21 protein-coding genes and 1 riboswitch are annotated in these 22,443 nt (G+C 66.3%); of the genes, 14 read left to right on the top strand and 7 right to left on the bottom strand.

The window, feature by feature from the left end; all coding sequences use genetic code 11:
• Position 1: 1 nt before the first annotated feature.
• Genes B5G43_RS05320 through B5G43_RS05310 form a run of 3 tightly spaced genes read right to left on the bottom strand, consistent with a single transcriptional unit; the run spans position 2 to position 2,487 of the window.
• On the bottom strand, positions 2 to 1,855 hold the full coding sequence (locus B5G43_RS05320; RefSeq protein ID WP_087259441.1) for a heavy metal translocating P-type ATPase: 1,854 nt from the start codon (positions 1,853 to 1,855) through the stop codon (positions 2 to 4).
• A gap of 23 nt (positions 1,856 to 1,878) precedes the next feature.
• Positions 1,879 to 2,100 carry a cation transporter gene (locus B5G43_RS05315; RefSeq protein ID WP_087259440.1) on the bottom strand — a complete coding sequence of 74 codons (222 nt, stop codon included), beginning with the start codon at positions 2,098 to 2,100 and terminating at the stop codon, positions 1,879 to 1,881.
• Positions 2,101 to 2,118: 18 nt separating this feature from the next.
• Entirely contained in the window at positions 2,119 to 2,487 is a 369-nt protein-coding gene (locus tag B5G43_RS05310; RefSeq protein WP_087259439.1) for a metalloregulator ArsR/SmtB family transcription factor, read from the bottom strand.
• A gap of 210 nt (positions 2,488 to 2,697) precedes the next feature.
• Here B5G43_RS05310 and B5G43_RS17975 point away from each other — a divergent pair, with 210 nt between their 5' ends.
• From B5G43_RS17975 to B5G43_RS05295, 3 genes are all read left to right on the top strand, one after another.
• Positions 2,698 to 4,866 (top strand): M28 family peptidase, encoded by a 2,169-nt coding sequence (locus B5G43_RS17975; protein WP_143382836.1) that lies wholly within the window; start codon positions 2,698 to 2,700, stop codon positions 4,864 to 4,866.
• 161 nt (positions 4,867 to 5,027) lie between these two features.
• Positions 5,028 to 5,729 carry a response regulator transcription factor gene (locus tag B5G43_RS05300; RefSeq protein WP_087259437.1) on the top strand — a complete coding sequence of 234 codons (702 nt, stop codon included), beginning with the start codon at positions 5,028 to 5,030 and terminating at the stop codon, positions 5,727 to 5,729.
• Positions 5,704 to 7,839: a HAMP domain-containing sensor histidine kinase gene (locus B5G43_RS05295; RefSeq protein WP_087259436.1), complete on the top strand. Its 2,136-nt coding sequence runs from the start codon at positions 5,704 to 5,706 to the stop codon at positions 7,837 to 7,839. Before B5G43_RS05300 ends, B5G43_RS05295 begins: the two co-directional genes overlap by 26 nt.
• 32 nt (positions 7,840 to 7,871) lie before the next feature.
• On the opposite strand, the gene B5G43_RS05290 is transcribed toward B5G43_RS05295, so the two are convergent.
• From B5G43_RS05290 to B5G43_RS05280, 4 genes are read right to left on the bottom strand one after another with little or no spacing between them, the layout of a single operon-like run.
• On the bottom strand, positions 7,872 to 9,257 hold the full coding sequence (locus B5G43_RS05290) for an APC family permease (RefSeq protein WP_087259435.1): 1,386 nt from the start codon (positions 9,255 to 9,257) through the stop codon (positions 7,872 to 7,874).
• Entirely contained in the window at positions 9,241 to 9,411 is a 171-nt protein-coding gene (locus B5G43_RS17285) for a hypothetical protein (protein WP_158097360.1), read from the bottom strand. The genes B5G43_RS05290 and B5G43_RS17285 overlap by 17 nt, the downstream gene beginning before the upstream one ends.
• Before the next feature lie 3 nt (positions 9,412 to 9,414).
• Positions 9,415 to 9,702, bottom strand: coding sequence for a hypothetical protein (locus tag B5G43_RS05285; protein WP_087259434.1), 288 nt, complete (start codon positions 9,700 to 9,702; stop codon positions 9,415 to 9,417).
• On the bottom strand, positions 9,699 to 9,998 hold the full coding sequence (locus tag B5G43_RS05280; protein ID WP_087259433.1) for a hypothetical protein: 300 nt from the start codon (positions 9,996 to 9,998) through the stop codon (positions 9,699 to 9,701). The genes B5G43_RS05285 and B5G43_RS05280 overlap by 4 nt, the downstream gene beginning before the upstream one ends.
• A 220-nt stretch (positions 9,999 to 10,218) precedes the next feature.
• A riboswitch (cobalamin riboswitch) is annotated at positions 10,219 to 10,401 on the top strand.
• Between the two features lie 94 nt (positions 10,402 to 10,495).
• Here B5G43_RS05280 and cbiD point away from each other — a divergent pair.
• From cbiD to B5G43_RS05225, 11 genes are all read left to right on the top strand, one after another.
• Positions 10,496 to 11,647, top strand: coding sequence for a cobalt-precorrin-5B (C(1))-methyltransferase CbiD (gene cbiD, locus B5G43_RS05275; RefSeq protein WP_087259432.1), 1,152 nt, complete (start codon positions 10,496 to 10,498; stop codon positions 11,645 to 11,647).
• Complete coding sequence (cobM, locus tag B5G43_RS05270; RefSeq protein ID WP_087259431.1) at positions 11,644 to 12,402, top strand: precorrin-4 C(11)-methyltransferase; 759 nt, start codon at positions 11,644 to 11,646, stop codon at positions 12,400 to 12,402. The genes cbiD and cobM overlap by 4 nt, the downstream gene beginning before the upstream one ends.
• Positions 12,399 to 13,451, top strand: a complete 1,053-nt coding sequence (locus tag B5G43_RS05265) for a cobalamin biosynthesis protein (RefSeq protein ID WP_087259430.1) — start codon at positions 12,399 to 12,401, stop codon at positions 13,449 to 13,451. The genes cobM and B5G43_RS05265 overlap by 4 nt, the downstream gene beginning before the upstream one ends.
• A complete protein-coding gene (gene cobJ / locus B5G43_RS05260) occupies positions 13,442 to 14,176 on the top strand; it encodes a precorrin-3B C(17)-methyltransferase (RefSeq protein WP_087259429.1) in 735 nt (244 codons plus the stop codon). The genes B5G43_RS05265 and cobJ overlap by 10 nt, the downstream gene beginning before the upstream one ends.
• Before the next feature lies 1 nt (position 14,177).
• The gene (cobK, locus tag B5G43_RS05255) at positions 14,178 to 14,933 is read left to right on the top strand and encodes a precorrin-6A reductase (protein WP_087259428.1); all 756 of its coding nucleotides are present in this window, start codon (positions 14,178 to 14,180) and stop codon (positions 14,931 to 14,933) included.
• A complete protein-coding gene (cbiE, locus tag B5G43_RS05250; protein ID WP_087259427.1) occupies positions 14,923 to 16,119 on the top strand; it encodes a precorrin-6y C5,15-methyltransferase (decarboxylating) subunit CbiE in 1,197 nt (398 codons plus the stop codon). The genes cobK and cbiE overlap by 11 nt, the downstream gene beginning before the upstream one ends.
• Positions 16,116 to 17,498, top strand: coding sequence for a cobyrinate a,c-diamide synthase (locus B5G43_RS05245; protein ID WP_206405005.1), 1,383 nt, complete (start codon positions 16,116 to 16,118; stop codon positions 17,496 to 17,498). Before cbiE ends, B5G43_RS05245 begins: the two co-directional genes overlap by 4 nt.
• Entirely contained in the window at positions 17,495 to 18,556 is a 1,062-nt protein-coding gene (gene cobT, locus B5G43_RS05240; RefSeq protein WP_087259426.1) for a nicotinate-nucleotide--dimethylbenzimidazole phosphoribosyltransferase, read from the top strand. Before B5G43_RS05245 ends, cobT begins: the two co-directional genes overlap by 4 nt.
• Positions 18,553 to 19,539 (top strand): adenosylcobinamide-phosphate synthase CbiB, encoded by a 987-nt coding sequence (gene cbiB / locus B5G43_RS05235; protein ID WP_087259425.1) that lies wholly within the window; start codon positions 18,553 to 18,555, stop codon positions 19,537 to 19,539. The genes cobT and cbiB overlap by 4 nt, the downstream gene beginning before the upstream one ends.
• Before the next feature lie 364 nt (positions 19,540 to 19,903).
• Positions 19,904 to 20,944 carry an aminotransferase class I/II-fold pyridoxal phosphate-dependent enzyme gene (locus B5G43_RS05230; protein ID WP_087259424.1) on the top strand — a complete coding sequence of 347 codons (1,041 nt, stop codon included), beginning with the start codon at positions 19,904 to 19,906 and terminating at the stop codon, positions 20,942 to 20,944.
• Positions 20,945 to 22,441: a cobyric acid synthase gene (locus B5G43_RS05225; protein ID WP_087259423.1), complete on the top strand. Its 1,497-nt coding sequence runs from the start codon at positions 20,945 to 20,947 to the stop codon at positions 22,439 to 22,441.
• The last annotated feature ends 2 nt before the right edge of the window (positions 22,442 to 22,443 follow it).

Here is a 22,443-nt window from a genome sequence, read left to right as displayed (position 1 = left end):
TTTAATCCTTGGGGGCGCGCAGGGCCCGCATGGAGTTGAGGATGGCGATGACCGACACGCCCACGTCGGCAAAGACCGCCTCCCAGAGGGTGGCCTGATTGACGGCCACCAGGGCCAGCACCAGGAACTTCACCCCCAGGGCGAAGGCGATGTTCTGCCGCACGATGGTGCGGGTTTTCCGGGCGATGCGGATGGCCAGGGCGATCTTGGAGGGCTTGTCGTCCATAAGGACCACATCGGCGGCCTCGATGGCGGCGTCGGAGCCCAGAGCGCCCATGGCGATACCCAGGTCGGCCCGGGAGAGAACGGGGGCGTCGTTGATGCCGTCTCCCACAAAGGCCAGGGCCCCGCCGGAGGAGCGTTCCTTCAGCAAGCGCTCCACCTGGTCCACCTTGTCGGCGGGGAGGAGCTGGGTGTGGACCTCATCCAGGCCCAGCTGTTTGGCCACATCCTCGCCCACGGCCTTGGCGTCACCGGTGAGCATGACGGTTTTCCGCACGCCCACCGCCTTCAGGGCGGCGATGCCCTCCTTGGCGTCGGGCTTCACCTCGTCGGAGATGACCAGGTGGCCCATATAGGTCCCGTCCACCGCCACGTGGACGGTGGTGCCCACCTTATGGCAGGGGTGCCAGGTGACGCCGATGTCCTCCATCAGCTTGTCATTGCCCACGCAGACGGTGTGGCCGTCCACCCGGGCCCGGACGCCCCGCCCGGCCAGCTCCTGAGCCTCCTCCACCCGGGCGGCATCGGGCTCCTTGCCGTAGGCCTCCCGGATGGACCGGGAGATGGGGTGGTCAGACCAGCGCTCGGCCAGGGCGGCCAGCTCCAGCAGCTCTCCCTCGTCCACGTGGTCGGGGTGGATGGCGGTGACGTTGAACACGCCCCGGGTGAGGGTGCCGGTCTTGTCAAAGACCACCGTGTCCACCCGGGCCAGGACTTCCAGGTAGTTGCCGCCCTTCACCAGCACACCGGCCCGGGAGGCCCCGCCGATGCCGCCGAAGAAGGCCAGCGGCACCGAGATCACCAGCGCACAGGGGCAGGACACCACCAGGAAGGAGCAGGCCCGGAGCAGCCAGTCGCTCCAGACCCCGTGGAAGAAGAGGGGAGGCACCACGGCCAGCAGCACCGCGGCCAGCACCACGGCGGGGGTGTACCACCGGGCGAACTGGGTGATGAAGGCCTCGGCCTTGGCCTTGCGGCTGGCGGCGTTCTCCACCAGCTCCAGGATGCGGGAGACGGTGGACTCCTCAAAGGGCTTGGTGACCTGCACCCGCAGCACGCCGGTGAGGTTCACACAGCCGCTGATGACGTCGCCGCCCGGGCCCACCGGCCGGGGGAGGGACTCGCCGGTGAGGGCGGCGGTGTCCAGGGTGGTGGTGCCCTCCAGCACCACCCCGTCCAGGGGCACCCGCTCGCCGGGCTTGAGGACGATGACGTCCCCCACCTCCACGTCCTCCGGGTCCACCTCTTCGGTCTCACCGCCGGGGCGCTCCACGTTGGCGCTGTCGGGGCGGATGTCCATCAGGGCGGCGATGTTCTTCCGGGAGCGGCCCACCGCCACGGACTGGAAGAGCTCGCCCACCTGGTAGAAGAGGAGGACGAACACCGCCTCGGGGTACTCGCCGGTGATGAGGGCGCCGATGGTGGCCAGCGCCATGAGGAAATTCTCGTCAAAGACCTGGCCGTGGGCGATGTTGCGGATGGCCTTCCAGAGGACGTCCCAGCCCACCAGGAAGTAGGGGACCAGGAAGGCCAGGAGTTTCCCCCAGCCGGTGAGGGGGAGCAGCGCCGCCAGGATGAGCAGCGCGGCGCTGACGAGGATGCGGACCAGCGTCCGCTTTTGTCTGCCGGACATAAACGATCCCTCCCGCCGCCGTCTTACTTGCGCACGATGGTGCAGTCGGGCTCCACCTTTTTGCACAGGCGCGCCGCCTCGTCCAGGATCTCCTCAAAGCGGTCGTCGTCGGCGTCCAGGGTCAGCTTCTGGGTCATGAAGCTGACGGTGGCATCGTGGACGCCGGGCAGCTTCTTGATGGCGGCCTCCATCTTGGCCGCGCAGTTGGCACAGTCCAGGTTTTCCAGCTTGAAACGCTTTTTCATACCAAATTCCTCCTATGATTATTCCGCCACGTGCTCCATGCCCTGGTCCAGGATGGTGCGCACGTGTCCGTCGGCCAGGGAGTAAAAGACGGTCTTGCCCTCCCGGCGGTACTTGACCAGCTTGCTCTGCTTCAGGGCCCGGAGCTGGTGGGAGATGGCCGACTGGCTCATGCCCAGCAGCTGGGCGATGTCGCACACGCACATCTCCGACTCGAAGAGCACATACAGGATCTTGATGCGGGTGGAGTCGCCGAAGATCTTGAAGAGCTCCGCCAGATCGTAGAGGATCTCCTCATCCGGCATGTTCTCGTTGACCTGGGAGACGATGTCCTCGTGGACGTGGATGTACTCACAGGTCTCCGGCTCGCGGGGATCGGGAACGCTCATGTTCACACCTCCTCAAATTAACATATGAGCGTTTGTTCATATATTATTATAGCACCGGCTTGGCCATTGTCAAGAGGGGAGACGGGCTGAAATTTTTTTCAAAGATTTTGCATATCAGCACTTGCAATTTCAGGAACAAACTGGTACCATAGGACCCGCGTATTTTCCGGCCGGACCGGAAGCGTGAGAAAAGAGAAAGGATGTTGATAAGTGAAAAAGACCAGACAATGCATCGCATTGACGGCAGCCATGATGCTGCTCGTGTCCGCGTGTACCCAGAAAGAGGTACCGGACTCCAGCGCCACCCCCAATGGGAGCGCAGTGACCCTCCAGGCGGCCCAGCAGGCCTATCTGGAGCATGTGGATGTGGACTACTCCTACAACTTGGCGCTCAAGATGGAGGAGATCCGATCCAATGAGGCGTTGGGCTATCGCACCGCCGGCTCGCAGGCCGAGCTGGACACCGGCGACATGCTCAAGGCCGAGATGGAGGCCATCGGCCTCAGCGACGTCACCAAGGATCCGTTCACGTTGGATACCTGGACTTTTGAGACCGCACAGCTCACCTACACCAAGGCCGACGGTACCGAGTATACCGCCGAGCTGGGCGGTTACCAGGCTGACTTCACCACCGACGGGCCCGCTTCGTTCACCATCATCGACGGCGGACAGGGCACCGAGGCCGATCTGGCCGGATTGGATGTGGAGGGCAAGCTGGTACTTGTCGATATCAATCAGCGCGAGAACTGGTGGATCAACTATCCCGCCTACGAGGCCCACCTCCACGGCGCCGCCGCGGTCATCGCCGCCCAGGACGGCGGCTACGCCGAGGTGAGCGACGACGCCCTCAACGCCCAGGACATCTGCGGCCCCGAGGACGCCCCCGCCTTCTCCATTTCCCGCACCGACGCCGACGCCATCCGGGCCGCCATGGAGGCCTCCGGGACCAACGAGATGACCGTCACCTTCAACGCCCGCAGCAATGTGGAGCTGGACGGCACCTCCTATAACATCGTGGGCACCATCCCCGGCAAGGACCCGGACGCCATGGTGCTCATGAGTGCCCACTACGACTCCTACTTTGCCGGCTTCCAGGATGACAACGCCGCCATCGCCCTCATGTTCGGCATCGCCAAGGGCATCATTGACAGCGGCTATCAGCCCGAAAAGACCCTGGTGTTCTGCGCCATGGCCGCCGAGGAGTGGGGTGTGTCCAACACCCGCTACGACTGGTCCACCGGCGCCTACAACCAGATTTTCCGGGTCCACCCCGAGTGGGTGGGCAAGGTGGTGGCCGACATCAACTTCGAGCTGCCCGCCATGAACGAGGGCACCACCGACCAGATCCGCTCCTCCTACGAGCTGAAGACCTTCCTGGAGGAGTTCGCCCCCGACGTGCCCGCGGTGGACGGCATTTTCGCCGACGGCATCGAGGTCATCGTCCCCACTCAGACCTGGTCCGACGACTTCTCTTTGTCCATCGCCGGTGTGCCCTCCACGGTCACCGCGCTGCGGGGCGGGTTCTCTCAGACCCACTATCACTCCCAGTTCGACAACTCCGATACGTACAGCGAGGAGGCCTTCCGCTTCCACCACAACCTGTACGGCATGCTGATGCTGGAGTATGACCACTGCGCCGTGTCCCCCCTGGACTTCTCCACCCGGCTGAACGCCTTCCGGGACACCATGGACACCGAGCGGCTGGGGAGCATCACCCTGGCTGACGGCTCCAACGCCCTGGAGGCCCTGAACGCCGCCCTGGACGAGGCCGATGCCGCCGCCCAGACCGCCTGGGCCAAGGTACAGGAGGTCAACACCGCCTACGCCGCCGCTCTGGATGAGGGTGACACCGAGAAGGCCGACTCCCTCCTGGCCGAGAGCCGCGAGCTCAACGCCCAGGTGCTGGAGACCTTCAAGTACGCCGAGGACCAGTTCGTCCGCCTGACCTGGGAGGACTCGTCCATCTTCCCCCACGAGCATAGCCAGAATAACCTGGACGCCCTGGACGCCGCGGTGGAGTGCCTCCAGAACGGGGACGCCGTCACCCCTCTGGACGAGTACCTGTATCTCGTCGATAACAACTGGTACGCCTACGACTGGAGCCGGGACACCTTTGATTACTTCACCAATTACGTTCTGGACCAGCCCGCCGACCGCCTGATGTGGGGCGCCGGCCGGGTGCAGGGCCATGTGGACCTCTTCGACGTCATCAACTCCCTGCAGGAGAAGGCGGAGAACGGTTCCACCGACTTCACCCAGGAGCTGGCCACCCTCACCCAGGCCCAGAGCGACGAGAACGCCCGCCTGGCGGAGCAGGTGACCCACGAGGTGGAGTCCCTCACCGGACTCACCGAGCAGCTGACCGCCATGGCCGCCTAAGTTGTTTCATCCAAAAGCCCGCCGTCTGCCTGGCAGACGGCGGGCTTTTGACGTCCTTCGGGGTCCGTGGTATCATGTTAAGAAAACCATAAGAATTTCCCCCGCCCCACGCTAAGAAGAGGCGGCTATACTCAAAACCGTAGAGAAGGAGGTCGATCTTCATGGGACCCTGTGTGTTGGTGGTAGACGATGACCGGGAGATCGTGCAGGCCATTGCGCTGCTGCTGGAGAAGGAGGGCTATCAGGTCTTAAAAGCCTACAACGGCCTGGAGGCCCTGGAGCTGGCCATGGGCCGCTCGGTACAGCTCATTCTGTTGGACGTGATGATGCCCAAGCTGGACGGACTGTCGGCGCTGATGAAGATCCGGGAGAAGCGGAACCTGCCTGTGATCGTGCTCTCGGCCAAGAGCGAGGACAGCGACAAGATTCTGGGCCTCTCCATGGGGGCGGACGATTACGTCTCAAAACCCTACAACCCCCAGGAGCTGGTGGCCCGGGTGCGCAGCCAGCTGCGGCGGTACACCCTGCTGGGGGACGTCCACGCGGAGCACCGGGAGGGGGAGATCGTCAACGGGCGGCTCACCTACCGGCCCGAGGCCATGGAACTGCTGGTGGACGGGGAGGAGGTCCATCTCACCGCCACCGAGCGAAAGATCATGGACCTGTTCATACGCAACCTGGGGCGGGTGTTCCCCGCCGAGGAGATCTACCGCCGGGTGTGGGAGGACGAGGAGGCCTACGCCACCGAGAACACGGTGATGGTCCACATCCGACACATCCGGGAGAAGATCGAACTCAATCCGAAGGAACCGGAATATTTAAAGGTGGTGTGGGGCATTGGATACAAAATGGAAAAAAAGTAAAGGCGTTCTGAGCGTCCTCTTCCTCCTGGTGGGGCTGACGCTCACGGTCATCTTCGGCGGCATTGCCGCGCTGGGTGCGACCAGCCTGGATGTTCGGGAGATCATGGACAGTTTTCAGAGCGACTACCAGAACACCCAGAGGTTCCGCAGCGAGATGAGCCACAATCTGCGCACCATCCTGGAGGCCCAGGTGGAGACGAAAGAGATCAGCTACCCCCTCCGGGACCCTAATCTCCGTTGGGGCGTCTGGAAGGACGGAGCGTTCCAGGAGGGTAACCTCACTGGGATCGAACGCGAATTGATTACGCCTAACGAGGAAGGCTACAACTTCTACCTGTACTACCGGAACGGCACAGTGACCATCTGGAAGGATGGGGAAGAGGTGGACGTCTACGGCGACGGAGTGTACCGGGACCAGTGGAGCCAGTGGAATGTACCGGGTTATCAGAATATGGACCTGATCACCTTCCTGGGGTACGCCGGAGACTACGCCACGGCCAAGTGGGGCGGCATCATCAGCGGCGACGTTGCCACTCCTCAGAGCAGCGCCGCGCCGGTCGAAACGACACCCGAAGCGGCGGAGGAGAACCCCTGGAACGGGCTGACCATCCGGCTGGCGGCGGCGGAGGTACCCATCCCCTTTACCGGCTACACCTACTCCGGGATTTATGGCATCCTGGATTCCATGCAGTTCACCCGTCAGGCGGTGTCCATCGTTGGCGGCTGCTTCCTGCTGGGCGTGGCGCTGCTGGTGTGGGCCATCCTGTGGCGGCGCTGGCTGGGGCTGGCTCTCCGGGCGGTGGGAACGGTCACCGGGAAAATCTGGCTGGAGCTCAAAGTGGCCGTGCTGGTCGCCCTGGTATTTCCCCTGCTGCTGTCCATCTCCTATGCCAGTGAGCCCATCTTCCTGGCCATCGCCATTGCCATCTGCTGGCTGCTGGTGTTCTACCTGAACGACCTCATCTGCAACCGGGGAAAGCTGTTCCGCTCCAGCTTCTGCGGCTGGCTCGCCGGCTTCCTGCGGGGGGACGGGGTGGACCAACCGCTGCAAAAAAAGCTCCTGCGGAGCGCTGTGGTGGCCTATGTGGCTGCCCTGGTGCTGGCCGTGGGTGCGGCGGCAGCGGATGGGTTCCTGCTTCTGTACTGGCGAGACTTTGGATACGGCTTCCCCTGGGTGCCGGTCCTGATCGGCGTGCTGGGACTGCTCCTGCTGCTTCTGCTGTACCGCCACTGGAAGGACGAGCGGACCCTCATTGAGGACCTCTCCGCCCTGAACGCCCAGGTGGAGGAGGTCCGGCAGGGGAGAAGGGCCCCGGCCCTGCCTCCGGAGCGGCCGTTGGCCCCCCTCTCCCAGGCGGTGGAGGACATCGGCGGGGGCCTGCAAAGGGCCGTAGAGGAGCGCACCCGCAGCGAGCGGATGAAGGTGGAGCTTATCACCAACGTCTCCCACGACCTGAAAACCCCCCTGACCTCTATCCTCAGCTATGCCGAGCTCCTCCGGGAGGAGGAAGATCTCCCCGACCACGTGCGGGACTACGTGCAGATTCTGAACGACAAGGCCCTGCGCCTCAAGACCATGGTGCAGGAGGTGTTCGATGTGAGCAAGGCGGCTTCGGGGAACCTGACTTTGAACTGGAAGGACCTGGACCTGGCGAAGCTGATCCGCCAGACCTTGGCCGACCAGGCCGACCCCATCGCGGAGAGCGGCCTCCAGTTCCGGGTGAATCTTCCGGAGGAGCCGGTGCCCGTCCGGGCCGACGGCGACCGGCTGTACCGGGTGTTCCAGAATCTGATCCACAACGCTCTCCAGTACGCCCTGCCCGGCTCCCGGGTGTATGTGGACCTGAACGTGGCGGGAGACGAGGCGGTGGCCCGGGTGCAGAACATCTCCAAGGAGGAGCTGCCCCGGAACATCGACTTCACCGAGCGCTTCGTCCGGGGGGACGAGAGCCGCACCGACGGCGGCAGCGGTCTGGGGCTGGCCATCGCCCTCAGCTTTACCCAGGCCTGCGGCGGCACCCTCACCGTGACCACCGACGCCGACCTCTTTACTGCCCGGGTGGCCCTGCCCCTGAGCAAGGCTCCGCTCCCGGAGACGCCAAAGGAATAAAAAAACTGCCTGGCAGCTGCCAGGCAGTTTTTTTACATCCACTTGGGCTTGCCCCACTGCTTCAGACCGGCCTCCAGGAAGCGGTCCTGGTCAATGAACTTGGCCCGGCGCTTGAGGAACCAGATGGAGGCCAGCAGGTAGAACACGGCGCCGGAAATGAGGTTGATGCCGTAGTTCAGGTGCAGGCCGAAGAGACCGCACACCACGATGACCGCCACCACGGCGGGGAGCAGCGGGAAGAGGGGAGCCACGAAGGAGCGCTTCACGGTGCCCAGGGGGTACATCTTGCGGAAGCGGTACATCATCACGCAGGTGAGCAGGTACACCATCAGCGCGGAGAAGATGGAGAAGGTAACCACCTGGTCCAGCAGGCCCGTCATGGCGAAGGCCAGGGAGATGGGCAGCAGGAAGATGATGGCGCGGTAGTGGGACTTATACTTGGGGTGCTCCTTGGCGAACACATTGGGGAGCAGGGTGTCCCGGGACAGGGCGGCCCAGGCGTTGCTGGCGTCGTTGATGCAGCCGTTGGCGCTGGCCAGGCACGCCAGGATGGAGCCCACGAACAGGGCGATGGCCACAAAGAGCTTTCCGGTGGCCAGGGCGGCGTCGTAGAGGGGGTACACCGAGGGGCCCAGCTCTCCGGCGGGGATGAGGCCGGAGCAGACGAACCAGGTGATGGTGCCGCCGATGAGCAGGGTGGACAGACCCACGATGGCGCCCAGGGGGATGGAGCGGGCGGGGCTGCGGCACTCGTCGGCGGCCATGGCGGTGCCCTCGATGCCCAGGAAGAACCAGCAGGAGTAGCCGATGGCCGCCATGATGCCCAGCGGGCCGTAGGGCAGGCCGTTGGTCAGCTCCTTGAGCTGGATGAGGGTGGCCTGGGGGTCGTAGAAATTGGTGGAGATGAGGAGCACGATGACGCAGGTGAAGGCCACGGCGGTGATGACGAAGTTGAGGGTCAGGGTGGCCTGAGCGCCCCGGTAGTTGATGAAGGCCAGCACCAGCAGCGTGAGGATGGTGAAGGGGAGGATCTGGATGTCCGGGTTGAGGGAATTGAGCAGCTGCCCCACCACGATGACGTCGCCGGCCTCCAGCATGGCGTACTCAAAGACCAGCATCAGGCCCACGTTGAAGGCGGCCAGAGGGCCCAGCAGATACTTGGCCATGGTGTACTGTCCGCCGGCCTCCGGCATGACGGTGGCCATCTCGGACACCATCATCACCTGGCCCACGTACATCATGCTCATGACCCACAGGCCCAGCAGCGCGGCGATGGAGCCGCCCTGTTTGATGGTCAGGTTCCAGCCCATGAACTCGCCCACCAGGACGATGCCCACGCCCAGAGCCCACACATGGATGGGGCCCAGCACCCGGCGGATGCTGTTTTTCTCCGCGGGCTTCTTATTCGGCTGTTCCATCTTCCGATCCCTCCTGCTCCGCGGCCTGTTCCGCCTGCTCTTTCTTCTCCTGAAGGAAGTGAATCTCCGTGCGGACGAAGTCCCGCAGCAGCAGGAAGGCCACGACCACGCACAGGACCCATGCGGTGATGTTGCAGATATCGGCGATGTTCACGGCTTACTCCTCCTCCTTTGACCCATCCTCACCGTGCCGGCGGAAGTACCGCTCGATGAGGCTGCGCAGACTCTTCAGACTGGCGGTGACCATGAAGCCCAGATAGATTACCAGGGCGGCAATGACGCCGATGAGCAGAGCGGGCTGGACGGTGTAGCCGGTGAACTCGGTGCTGCCGGAGGAGCGGGTGACCAGCATGGTGGTGAGCAGCACCACGAAGCAGAGGATCAGCACAAACAGGATGTCCCACACCATGAGGAAGAGTCCCTTCCAATCCCTCTTTTTCTTCATACGCGGCCGCCTTCTTTCTGCTGGCGGATCAGATCCTGGTAGTAGAGGTCGTCGCCATAGACCTCGTCCCGGTTGCGGCGCAGGTGGCGGCCCACCCACACGATGGCCCCGGCCAGAACCAGCATGGTCACGGCGAATACGGCGGTGATGCCCGCCCGCAGCGCGCCGCTGTCCACGATGGCCAGCGTCTGGGTCAGCACGAAGGCGTTGATGCCCAATGCGGCCAGAAGAAAGACGAACAGCAGGATACAATCCTGCCGCAGCATCCGCTTCACGGCGGTTTCCTGAGGTTTCATCCCATTCACTCCTTTTGTACGGCGTTGACCATATACCGTACAGTTTACCAAGTTTTACTTGATGGATAAATAATATATAAGACTTGGGAGAATGTCAACGGATTTTGGGTTTTTCATACAAAAATAGCAGAATAAACTTATATTTTTGTGCAATCTGATCGCACAGCGGCAGGGAGGAACAACCGGAAGCGGCCTGTTTACAAGCGGCCTCCGGGCTGGTATAATAAAAAAATCGAGCGGTGCGGCGTTGGCCGCCCAACAGGGAAGCCGGTGGAAATCCGGCGCAGTCTTACCTCTACTGTCAGCGCGGACGAGGGCGTCGGGACCATTGGCGAGGAGCTGAGAAGGGACGCCGGAGGGTGAAGCGCGAGCCAGGATATCTGCCGTTCGGGGACCGTCGCTCTGAGGTGGAGAGCGCCGCGTGTTTGGTGACCCCAAAATGCGGCCCGCTCCCGGTTCGGAGCGGGCTTTTTGTATGTTTGGAGAGGAGGGGGACCATGGGCCGGCTGGAACTCTATATTCCGGTGGGCAAGGAGCGCCTGCGCTGTGGCTTCACCACCGGCACCTGCGCCGCCGCCGCGGCCCGGGGGGCGGCCCAGGCCCTCCTCACCGGGGAATTCCCCCCGGCGGTGACGGTGACCACCCCGGCGGGGGTGGACGTGACGGCGGAGCTGACCGCCTGCCGCACCGGGCCGGACTGGGCGGAGTGCACCGTGGTGAAGGACGGCGGGGACGACCCCGACGTCACCGACGGCCTTCCCATCACCGTCCGGGTGGCCCGGCGGGGGGACGGCCTCCTCACCGTGGACGGCGGCGCGGGGGTGGGCCGGGTCACCCGGCCCGGGCTGGACCAGGCCCCCGGCGCGGCGGCCATCAACTCGGTGCCCCGGCGGATGATTTGCGAGCAGCTGGAGGCGGCCCGCGCCGCAGTGGGGGTAGATACCGGCCTTTCGGCGGTGGTGTCGGTCCCCGGTGGGGAAGCGCTGGCCAAGCGCACCTTCAACCCCCGGCTGGGCATCGAGGGGGGCATCTCCATCCTGGGCACCTCCGGCATCGTGCGGCCCATGAGCGAGTCCGCCCTGGTGGACTCCATCCTCCTGGAGCTGGAGCAGGCCAGAGCGGAGGGGGTCACAGACCTGCTGGTCACCCCGGGGAATTACGGCCTGGATTTTGCCCAACAGGTCCTGCATCTGGACACCCATCGGGCCGTCTCATGCAGCAATTACCTGGGGGTGGTCCTCGACCGGGCCGCCGCGCTGGGATTTGAAAGCCTCCTGCTGGTCGGCCACCTGGGGAAGCTGGCCAAGGTGGCGGCGGGGGCTATGAACACCCACTCCAACACTGCCGACGGGCGGCGGGAGGCCCTGTGCACCCACACCGCTCTCTGTGGCGGCGATACCGCCCTGGTGCGGGCCATGTTTGAGGCGGTGACCACCGACGCGGCCCTGGAGCTTTTGAAGGCGGCGGGGCTGCGGGAGCCGGTGATGGCCTCTCTCACCGCCGCGCTCCAGGAAAACCTCCGCCACCGGGCGGGGGAGCTGAACATCCAGGCGGTGGTCTTTTCCAACCGCTTTGGGGTGCTGGGGATGACCCCCGGCGCGGAAGAACTGCTGGCGCGCCACCGGCGCGGGGAAGGAGCAAACCCATGATTTACTTCATCGGCGCGGGGCCCGGAGCCCCCGATCTCATCACCGTGCGGGGGGCCCGGCTGCTGGCCGAGGCGGACCTGATCCTCTACGCCGGGAGCCTGGTGAACCCCGCCCTGCTGGACGGGAAAAAGCCCGGCTGCACGGTGCGGGACACCGCCTCCATGACGCTGGAGGAGGTGCTCTCCGCCATGGAGGAGGCCGAGGCCCGGAACTTCACCACCGTGCGCCTCCACACCGGCGATCCCTCTCTCTACGGGGCCATCCAGGAGCAGATGGACGCCCTGGACGCGCGGGGCATTTCCTACGATGTGACCCCCGGCGTGTCGGCCTTTTCCGGCGCGGCAGCGGCGCTGGAGGCGGAGTACACCCTGCCAAGTGTCTCCCAGAGCGTCATCATCACCCGCATGGCCGGGCGCACCCCGGTGCCCGAGGGGGAGGAGCTGCGCAAGCTGGCCAGCCACGGCTGCACCATGGTGCTCTTCCTGTCCACCGGCCTTTTGGAGCGGGTGGAGGAGGAGCTGTTGGCCGGGGGATACGCCCCCGACACCCCGGCGGCCATCGTCTACAAGGCCACCTGGCCGGAAGAGCGGGTGTTCCGCTGCACGGTGTCCACCCTGGCGTCCACCGCCCGCGCACACCACATCACCAAAACCGCCCTCATCACCGTGGGGGATTTCCTGGGAAAGGACTATGAGCGCTCCAAGCTCTACGACCCCGACTTCACCCACGGCTGCCGGCAGGGGAGGACCCCGTGAACGTGGCGGTGACCGCCTTCACCCGCCGGGGCGCGGCGCTGGCGGAGGAGCTGGCCGCCGCCTTTCAGCGGGACGGGGACGCGGTCCAGATCGCCTACCCCCGCCGCCTGGGGGCGGAGCTCCACGCGATGGGCTACGACTCCCTGACCGAGTGGGCGGGGGAGCGGTTCCGGGACTGTGAGGCCCTCCTCTTCGTGGGGGCCTGTGGCATCGCCGTCCGGGCCATCGCCCCCCATGTGAAGGACAAGTTCACCGACCCCGCCGTGGTGGCGGTGGACGAGGGGGGCGCCTGGACGGTGCCCCTGCTGTCCGGCCATGTGGGGGGCGCCAATGAGCTCGCCCGGCGCGTGGCGGAGCACACCGGAGGGGCGGCGGCCATCTCCACCGCCACCGATGTGAACGGCGTGTTCGCCGTGGACCTGTGGGCAAAGTGTAAAGGATTATACCTTGACGGAAGGACGGAGGCACGATCTCTCTCCAGCGCCCTTTTACGGGGTGAAAGCTGCCAGATCGAAAGTGATTTTCCTTTACAGGGAGAGCTGTTTTCCGGCTTTGGCCTGGGGCCCTGGACGGCGGGCATGGCCCTCTCGGACCGGGTCAAAAGCCCCCGGCCCATCCCCACGGTCTGGCTGGTGCCCCCCACGCTGACCCTGGGGATCGGCTGCCGCCGGGGCACGCCCCGGGAGGTGATCGAGCGGGTGGTGGAGCACACGCTGGACGAGGCGGGGCTGCACCCCAAGGCGGTCTTTCAGGTGAGCACCATCGACCTGAAACAGGATGAAGAGGGCCTCCTGGCCTTCTGTGAGAGCTGGGGGCTTCCCCTGGTGACCTGGACGGCGGAGGAGCTGCTGGCCGTGCCGGGGAGCTTCACCCCCTCGGACTTCGTCCGCTCGGTGACCGGGGTGGACAACGTCTGCGAGCGCGCCGCCGTCAAGGCGGGCGGAACTCTGATCGTCCCCAAGCAATCCGCCCACGGGGTCACCGTGGCGGTGGCCCGGCGGACGGGGACCATTTCACTGGACTGGAAGGAAGGAATTTTATGGGATTGACCGTGGTGGGACTGGGCCCCGGCGGCGGGGCGGACCTCACCGGCCGGGCCCGGGCCGCGTTGGAACAGTGTGACCTCATCGTGGGCTACACCACCTATCTGTCTCTGTTGGAGGGACAATTCCCCCAGGCGGAGCGATTCAAGACCGGCATGCGCCGGGAGGTGGAGCGCTGCCGGGCTGCGGTGGAGGCCGCCGTGTCCGGCCGGGAGGTGGCTCTGGTCTGCTCGGGGGACGCGGGGGTGTACGGCATGGCGGGGCTGGCCTTCGAGGTGGCCCGGGAATTCCCCCCGGTGGACATCGAGGTGGTGCCCGGCATCACCGCCGCCTGCGGTGGCGCCGCCGTGCTGGGCGCGCCGCTGACCCACGACTTCGCGGTGATCTCCCTCTCCGACCTGATGACCCCCTGGGAGAAGATCGAGAAGCGGCTCGCCGCCGCCACCCAGGCGGATTTTGTCCTTTGCCTCTATAACCCTGCCAGCAAGAGCCGCCCGGACTACCTGCGCCGGGCCTGCGCCATCCTGCTGCGGGAGAAGGAAGCGGACACGGTCTGCGGCTATGTCCGCAACATCGGCCGGCCGGGGGAGGAGGGCCATACCTGCACCCTGGCGGAGCTGGGAAGCGTGGAGGCCGACATGTTCACCACCGTGTTTGTTGGTAACAGCCAGACGGTGCTGCTGAACGGGAAGATGGTGACCCCCCGGGGCTACCTCCAGCGGGGGGAGTAAGATGGAACTGCTTCTTTTTGGCGGTACCACCGAGGGCCGGGAGCTGGCCGAGACTCTGGCCGCCGACGGCTGGCGGGTGACCCTGTGCGTGGCCACCGAGTACGGCGCGGCCCTGGCTCCCCACTGCCCCGGCGTGGAGGTCCACACCGGGCGGCTGGACGCGGCAGAGATGGCGGCCCTGATGGAGAGCCGCCCCTTCCGCGCCGTGGCCGACGCCACTCACCCCTACGCCGTCCAGGTGACGGAACATATCCGGGCGGCGGCCAAGTTGGCGGGCTTACCCTATACCCGCATCCTGCGCGCCTCCGACGGGGAGGACGGCTGCCACAAGACCGACAGCCTCACCGGCGCGGCGGAGATGCTCCGCGTGATGCCCGGGAACGTCCTCCTCACCACCGGCAGCAAGGAGCTGGAGCCCTTCGCCGTCCCCGGCCTGGTGGAGCGGTGCTTTCCCCGGGTGCTGCCCACTGTGGAGGCGGTGGGGAAGTGCCGCGCCCTGGGCTTCCCGCCCGGGCACATCATCGCCATGCAGGGGCCCTTTTCCAAGGAGCTGAACCTGGCCCTGCTGCGGCAGTTTTCCATCCGCACCCTGGTCACCAAGGAGTCGGGGGACTTTGGCGGCTTCCGGGAGAAGGCCGAGGCGGCCGAGGCGGCGGGGTGCGCCCTCTTAATGGTGGAGCGCCCCCGGCAGGAGGAGGGCGTGGACTACAATACCTTTTTGGAGGACATGAGGAGGGAGCTTTCGTATGGACGATAAGGTCTATCTCATCGGCGTGGGTATGGGCAACGTGGGGACCCTCACGTTGGAGGCCCTGGAGGCCATCCGGCGCTGTACCCTGCTGGTGGGGGCCCCCCGGCTACTGGAGCCCTGGCGGGAGGAGAAAACCGTGCTGCCCCTCATTCGACCGGAGGAGATCGCCGCCTCCGTGGCGGAGCACGACGGCCCCACGGCGGTCCTCTTTTCGGGGGACAGCGGCTTTTTCAGCGGCGCCAACCGCCTGCGGCCCCTGCTGGTGGGGCGAACCGTTGTGACCCTTCCCGGTATTTCGTCCCTCTCCTATTTCTGCGCCAAGCTGGGCCTGCCCTGGCAGGACGTGTTTGTGGTGAGCGCCCACGGGCGGAAGCACAACGCGGCGGGGGAGATCCAGTGCCGTCCCTGGACCTTCGTCCTCACCGGCGGGGCCACCCGGGCGGGGGATCTGTGTCAGGACCTGTGCCGCCGTGGATTTTCGTCTGTGCGGGTGTGGGTGGGGGAGCGCCTGAGCTACCCCGACGAGCGCATCATCACCGGCACGGCGGAGGAGCTGGCCGGAGCCAGCTTCGGGGACCTGGCGGTGGTGCTGGCCCACAATCCGTCCCCGGTGGTCCGCCCCTGGAACAGCTCCGGACTTCCCGACGAGGCGTTTCAGCGCGGGAAAACCCCTATGACCAAGGGCGAGGTCCGCGCCCTGGCGCTCTCCAAACTCCGGGTGGAGCGGGACAGCGTGGTGTGGGACGTAGGGGCCGGCACCGGCTCGGTGGCGGTGGAGTGCGCTCTGGCCGCCCCGGCGGGGAGGGTGTACGCCGTGGAGCGGGATGAGGCCGCCCTGGAGCTGCTGGCTGCGAACCGGGAGCGCCTGGGCGCGTCCAATCTCACCGTGGTACCGGGGACCGCACCCGAGGTCTTGGAGGACCTGCCCGCACCTGACCGGGTCTTTCTCGGCGGCAGCGGTGGGCATTTGAAGGAGATCCTGGACACGGTGTTCCAGAAAAATCCGGCGGCCCGGGTGGTGTGTACCGCCGTGACCCTGGAGACGGTGGGGGAGGCCGCCCAGGCCTTCGCCGCCCTGGAGGGGGCGGAGATGGTGCAGCTGGCGGTCACCCGCACCCGGGCGGCGGGGCGCTACCATCTGATGGACGCCCAGAATCCGGTGTGGCTCTTTGCCGGGGAGGGGAAGCCATGACGGAAGCCCCCCGGCTGCTCCTGGCCGCCCCGGCCAGCGGCTGCGGTAAGACCACCGTGACCTGCGCCCTGCTGCAGGCCTGGAAGGACCGGGGCCTTGCCCCCATGGCCTTCAAGTCTGGTCCGGATTACCTGGACCCCATGTTCCACACCACCGCCCTGGGGGTACCCTCCCGCAATCTGGACCTCTTCCTCATGGGGGAGGAGGCGGTGCGCCGGTCTTTGGCGATCCACGCCGCCGGGCACGGGCTCTCCCTTCTGGAGGGGGCTATGGGCTACTACGACGGCATTTCCCTCTCCAGTCAGGCCAGCGCCTGGGACCTGGCCCGCACCACCCGGACCCCGGCGGTGCTGGTGGTGGACGGCCGGGGCGCGGCCCGGTCCATCGCGGCGGTGGTGAAGGGCTTTCAGGCCCTGGAAGAGGAAGATATGCTCCGGGGCGTCCTCCTGAACCGGGTGTCCCCCATGCTCTACCCCCGGCTGAAAGCCTGCATCGAGGAGGAGACCGGCCTGACCGTCTACGGGTTCCTGCCCAAGCTGCCCGACTGCACCCTGGAGAGCCGCCATCTGGGGCTGGTCTCCGCCGGAGAGGTGGCAGATTTGCGGGAAAAACTCCGAAGGCTGGCCACCCAGGCGGAGCAGACGGTGGACCTGGACGGGCTGCTGGCCCTGGCCCGCACCGCTCCGGCCCTGGAGACGCCCCAGTCACGCCACGTGGCGGTGGGAGGGGAGCGACCGGTGATCGCCGTGGCGCAGGACGACGCCTTTTGCTTTTACTACGCCGACGCCCTGGCCCTTCTGGAGGAACTGGGGGCGGAGTTACAGTTTTTCTCGCCCCTCACCGACCGGAGCCTGCCCGAGGGCTGTGCCGGGCTCTACCTGGGGGGTGGCTATCCGGAGCTCCACGCCCGGACGCTGGCGGAGAACCACGCCCTGCTCCGGGAGATCCACGAGAAAGTCCTGGGCGGCCTCCCCACGGTGGCCGAGTGCGGGGGCTTTCTCTACCTCCAGCGCACCCTGACCGACGGGGACGGCCGGTACGACTGGCGTATGGCGGGGGTCGTTTCCGGAAACGCCCACAACACCGGGAAACCGGGGCGGTTCGGGTATGTGACCCTGACGGCCCGGAAAGACGGCCTACTGTGCGGGGTGGGGGAGAGCCTCCCTGCCCACGAGTTCCACTATTGGGACAGTACCACCCCCGGGCGCGATTTCCGGGCACAAAAGCCCTTGAGCGAGCGGGGATGGGACTGCGCCTTCCACACACCCACCCTGTACGCGGGCTTTCCCCATCTGCATTTCTGCGGCTGTCCGGAGGCGGCGGCGCGGTTCGTGGCCGCCTGCGGGACCTACAAACGAGAAAAAGAGGGATCGTTATGAGCCTTTTGGATGAGACCATCGGTAAAATCGTCCCGGCCGACCCGGCCGCGGCCCAGCGGGCCCAGCGGCGGTGGGACTCCATCGCCAAGCCCCTGCACAGCCTGGGGCTGCTGGAGGACGCGGTGGTGCGTATCGCCGCCATGACGGGGAGCCCGGACGTGGACCTGTCCCGCCGGGCCATCGTGGCCATGTGCGCCGACCACGGCGTGGTGGCCGAAGGGGTGACCCAGACCGGCCAGGAGGTCACCGCCATCGTCACGGAGAACATGTCCCGGGGGGACACCAGCGTGTGCTGCATGGCCCGGGCCGCGGGGGCGGAGGTGGTGCCGGTGGACATCGGCGTGGCCCGCCCGGTGAAGGGGGAGCACATTTTACAGAAAAACCTCATGCGAGGCACCCGCAACATGACCCAGGGCCCGGCCATGGACCGGGATATCTGCCAAAAGGCCATCGAGACCGGCATCGAGGTGGCCCGGGACCTGTGCCGGGGCGGCGTGAAGCTGCTGGGCACCGGCGAAATGGGCATCGGCAATACCACGGCCTCGTCGGCGGTGGTGTCGGTGCTGCTGGGGGTGGACCCGGAGACCGTTACCGGCCGTGGCGCGGGGCTCTCCACTGAGGGCCTGCACCGGAAGGTGGACGCCATCCGCCGGGCCATCGCGGTGAACGAGCCCGACCCGGCCGACCCGGTGGATGTGCTGGCCAAAGTGGGCGGCCTGGACCTGGCGGGGCTTGCCGGGGTGTTCCTGGGCGGAGCGCTGTGCCGCACGCCGGTGCTGGTGGACGGCTTTATCTCGGCGGCGGCGGCCCTGTGTGCCGTGCGGCTATGTCCTGCGGCGGGGGACTACCTCCTGGCCAGCCACGTCTCCGCCGAACCGGCGGGGGAGCTGGTGCTGAACGCCCTGGGGCTCACCCCCTTCCTGCGGGCCCACATGTGCCTGGGGGAGGGCACCGGCACGGCGGCGGTGATGCCGCTTCTGGACATGGCCCTCTCGGTGTACCGGGAGATGGCGACTTTTGACGAAATTGAGGTGGAGGCCTACCAGCCGCTGACATGATACGGGACTTTTATACGGCAAATCTCACCGCTCTCCTGTTGGGCTTCTGCCTGGACCTGCTGCTGGGGGACCCCCAGTGGGCCCCCCACCCGGTGCGGGCCATGGGGAGCCTCATCTCGCTGTTGGAGCGGCTCCTCCGGCGGATTTTTCCCGCCACCCCCGGTGGGGAGCGCTGGGCCGGGCGACTGCTGGCGGTGTTGGTGCCGGTGATCTCGGTGGGGGCGGCCTGGCTGGTGCTCACCCTGTGCTCGCGTATCCACCCGGCGCTAGCCTTTGCGGCGAAGGTGCTGCTGTGCTACCAGCTCCTGGCCTGCAAATCGCTGCGGGTAGAGAGCGGGAAGGTGTACGCCGCCCTGAAGGCGGGGGACCTCCCCGGGGCGCGCAAGGCTGTCTCCATGATCGTGGGGCGGGACACCGACTGTCTGGACGAAGTGGGCGTCGCCAAGGCGGCGGTGGAGACGGTGGCGGAGAACGCCTCCGATGGGGTCATCGCGCCGCTTCTCTACCTGGCCGTGGGCGGACCGCTGGCCGGGTTGGCCTACAAGGCCATCAACACCATGGACTCCATGGTGGGGTACAAGAACGAGAAGTATTTGAACTTCGGGCGCTGCGCCGCCAAGCTGGACGACGTGGCCAACTTCATCCCCGCTCGACTGGCGGGGGCGCTGATGTGTCTGGCGGCGACGCTCACCGGCTTTGACGGTCGGGGGGGCCTGCGGATCTTCCGGCGGGACCGGAAAAAGCACGCCTCGCCCAACTCGGCCCACACCGAGGCGGCCTGCGCCGGGGCGCTGCACATCCAGCTGGCAGGCCCGGCGGTGTACTTCGGCAAGACCGTGGAAAAGCCCACCTTGGGGGACCCACTCCGTCCGGTGGAGCCGCTGGACATCCTGCGCGCCCACCGGCTGCTCTACGGCACGGCCTTTTTGGCATTGCTGATTTTCTGCGGCATACCGCTGCTCTTTCTGCTCTGGCCCTTGTAGAGCCGAAGGACGCGCCTACTCGGCGGGAGCCCCATTTCTTTTCGCGAAAAGAAATGGGGGAAAGAAAAGGCCTCAAGGGGGCTGTCTGCCCCCTTGAGAATCCCCCTAAGTGGGCGGCCTTCGGCCACCTGGTTTTGCCGGCAGTACAACAGGCTGTTCATAGGCAACAAGCTTGGTTTTTGTTCCACCAGGGCGAGGAAATCCCTCGGCAGTAGAAGATACGCCGGGATGCGTTTTGGGGGAGTTCAGAGGGGCGGTATCCCCCCTCTGGGCTTTCTTTCCCACCGCTTTCTTTGCAAAGAAAGCGGTGCCCCGTCCGGGCAGGACGCCCGTCCGGCGAGGACACTAATAAGGAGGAATTTGGATGGAATACACCCACGGCGGCGACATTTATAGCCTCAATACCCCGGTGCTGGACTTCTCGGCCAACCAGAACCCCCTGGGAATGCCGCCCGCCGTGGCGGAAGCGGCCCGCGCGGCAGTGGCGGAAGCCGACCGCTACCCGGACAGCCGCTGCACCGCCCTCCGCCGGGCTATCTCCGCCCTGGACGGCGTGCCGGAGGAATACATCACCTGCGGTAACGGCGCGGCGGACCTCCTGTTCCGGCTCTGCGGGGCTTTGAAACCCGAGTGGGCGGTGGCCGCCGCCCCCACCTTCTCCGAGTACGAGCAGGCGGTGACAGCGGCTGGGGGGCGCGTATTCCGGTCCCCGCTGGACCCGGAGGCAGAGTTCCGCCTGGACGCCTTCTATGTGGCGGCGCTGGCGGGGGCCGACGTGGCCTTTCTCTGCAACCCCAACAACCCCACCGGCCGCCTGGTAGAACCGGGCGTGCTGGACGTGATTTTGCGGTACTGCCGGAATGCAAGGATCACGCTGGTGGTGGACGAGTGCTTTTTGAAACTTTCCGACCAGCCCGGCCCTGGCCTGGCCCCCAAGCTGGCGGACTACCCCAATCTGGTCCTCCTGCGGGCCTTTACCAAGAGCTACGGTATACCGGGTCTGCGCCTGGGCTACTGCCTCACGTCCAACGCTGATCTCACCGAGGCCATCGCCCGGGCGGGCCAGCCCTGGAGCGTGTCCAACGTGGCCCAGGCGGCGGGGGTGGCGGCCTGCGGCTGTCCCGACTGGCCGGAGAAGGCCATGGCGGAGGTGGTGCGCCCCCAGCGCGCCCGGCTGACGGCGGAGCTGCGCTCCCTGGGCCTCACCGTGTGGGAAAGTCAGGCGAACTATATCCTCTTCCGCGCCCCCGGTCGGACCGATTTGAAGGAGCGGCTGGTGGAGCGGGGCGTCCTCATCCGCTCCTGTGCCAATTACCACGGATTAAGGGCGGACTACTACCGCATCGCGGTGCGCCCGGAGGCGGAGAACGATGTGCTGCTGCGGGCGCTGGGGGAGGTGCTGTAAATGGCGAAGTGCATCATGGTCCAGGGCACCACCTCCGACGCGGGGAAGAGCTTTCTCTGCGCGGCGCTGTGCCGCATCTTCCGGCAGGACGGCCTGCGGGTGGCCCCCTTCAAGTCCCAGAACATGGCCCTCAACTCGGCCATCACCCGGGAGGGTCTGGAGATGGGCCGGGCCCAGGTGGTGCAGGCTGAGGCGGCGGGGGTGGAGCCCACGGCAGACATGAACCCCATCCTGCTCAAGCCCACCAGCGACATGGGCTCCCAGGTGATCGTGAACGGCGTCCCCCGAGGCAACATGAGCGCCCGGGACTATTTTCAGTACAAAAAAGCCCTCATCCCCGACATTCTGGCGGCCTATGAGCGACTGTCCCGGGAATACGACGTCATCGTCATCGAGGGGGCGGGGAGCCCCGCCGAGATCAACCTCAAACAGGACGACATCGTGAATATGGGCCTGGCGAAACTGGTGGATGCGCCGGTCCTCCTGTGCGGGGACATCGACCGGGGGGGCGTGTTCGCCTCTCTCTACGGCACGGTGGCGCTCCTGGAGCCGGAGGAGCGGGCGCGGGTAAAGGGCCTTGTCATCAATAAATTCCGGGGGGACGTGGACATCCTCCGCCCGGGGCTCACCATGCTGGAGGAGCTGACCCACATCCCGGTGGCGGGTGTGGTGCCCATGGCGGCGGTGGACCTGGAGGACGAGGACTCTCTGTCCCGCCGGCTGGGGAAGGGGGGAGCCGCCGCGGCCATCGACATCGCGGTGGTGCGCCTTCCCAAGCTCTCCAACTTCACCGACTTCAACCCCCTGGAGCGCTTTCCCGACGTGTCCCTGCGCTATGTGGGCTCCCCCAAGGAGCTGGGCACGCCTGACCTGGTGATCCTGCCCGGCACCAAGAACACCCTGGCAGACCTGAAGTGGCTGCGGGAGACCGGCCTGGCCGAGGCCATCCTGAGCCACCACAAACGGGGCGGCGCGGTACTCGGGGTGTGCGGCGGCTATCAGATGCTGGGGGAGCGGGTGTCCGACCCGGAATGCGTGGAGGGCGGCGGCGCCCAGGCGGGCCTGGGTCTGCTCCCCGGCGAGACGGTTTTCTGGGGCGAAAAGACCCGCACCCGGGTGGAGGGGACCTTCACCGGGGCCCAGGGCGTCTTTGCCCCTCTCAACGGCGTGACCTTTGACGGGTACGAGATCCACATGGGGGAGACCACCTCCACCGTGCCCCCCTGCACCGCTCTGCACACCCTGGACGGGGTGGAGAAGGCGGACGGCGGCGCGATGGGAAATGTGCTGGGCACCTATGTCCACGGCCTTTTCGAGCGTGGAAGCTGCGCCGGGGGCCTGGTGGACTGCCTGCGCGCGGCCAAGGGATTATCACCCGTCGGCGCGGCGGAGGACTGGGCCCACTACAAGGAGCGGCAATACAATGCGCTGGCCGATACGGTGCGGAGCGCGCTGGACATGGAGCGGGTGTACCGCATCCTGGACCGGAAGGAGTAAAG

The organism is Flavonifractor sp. An92 (genome assembly GCF_002159175.1).
Taxonomy (GTDB): Bacteria; Bacillota; Clostridia; order Oscillospirales; family Oscillospiraceae; genus Pseudoflavonifractor_A.
Note: the sequence above shows the minus strand (reverse complement) of the source record. Positions and strands in the feature narration are given on the sequence as shown.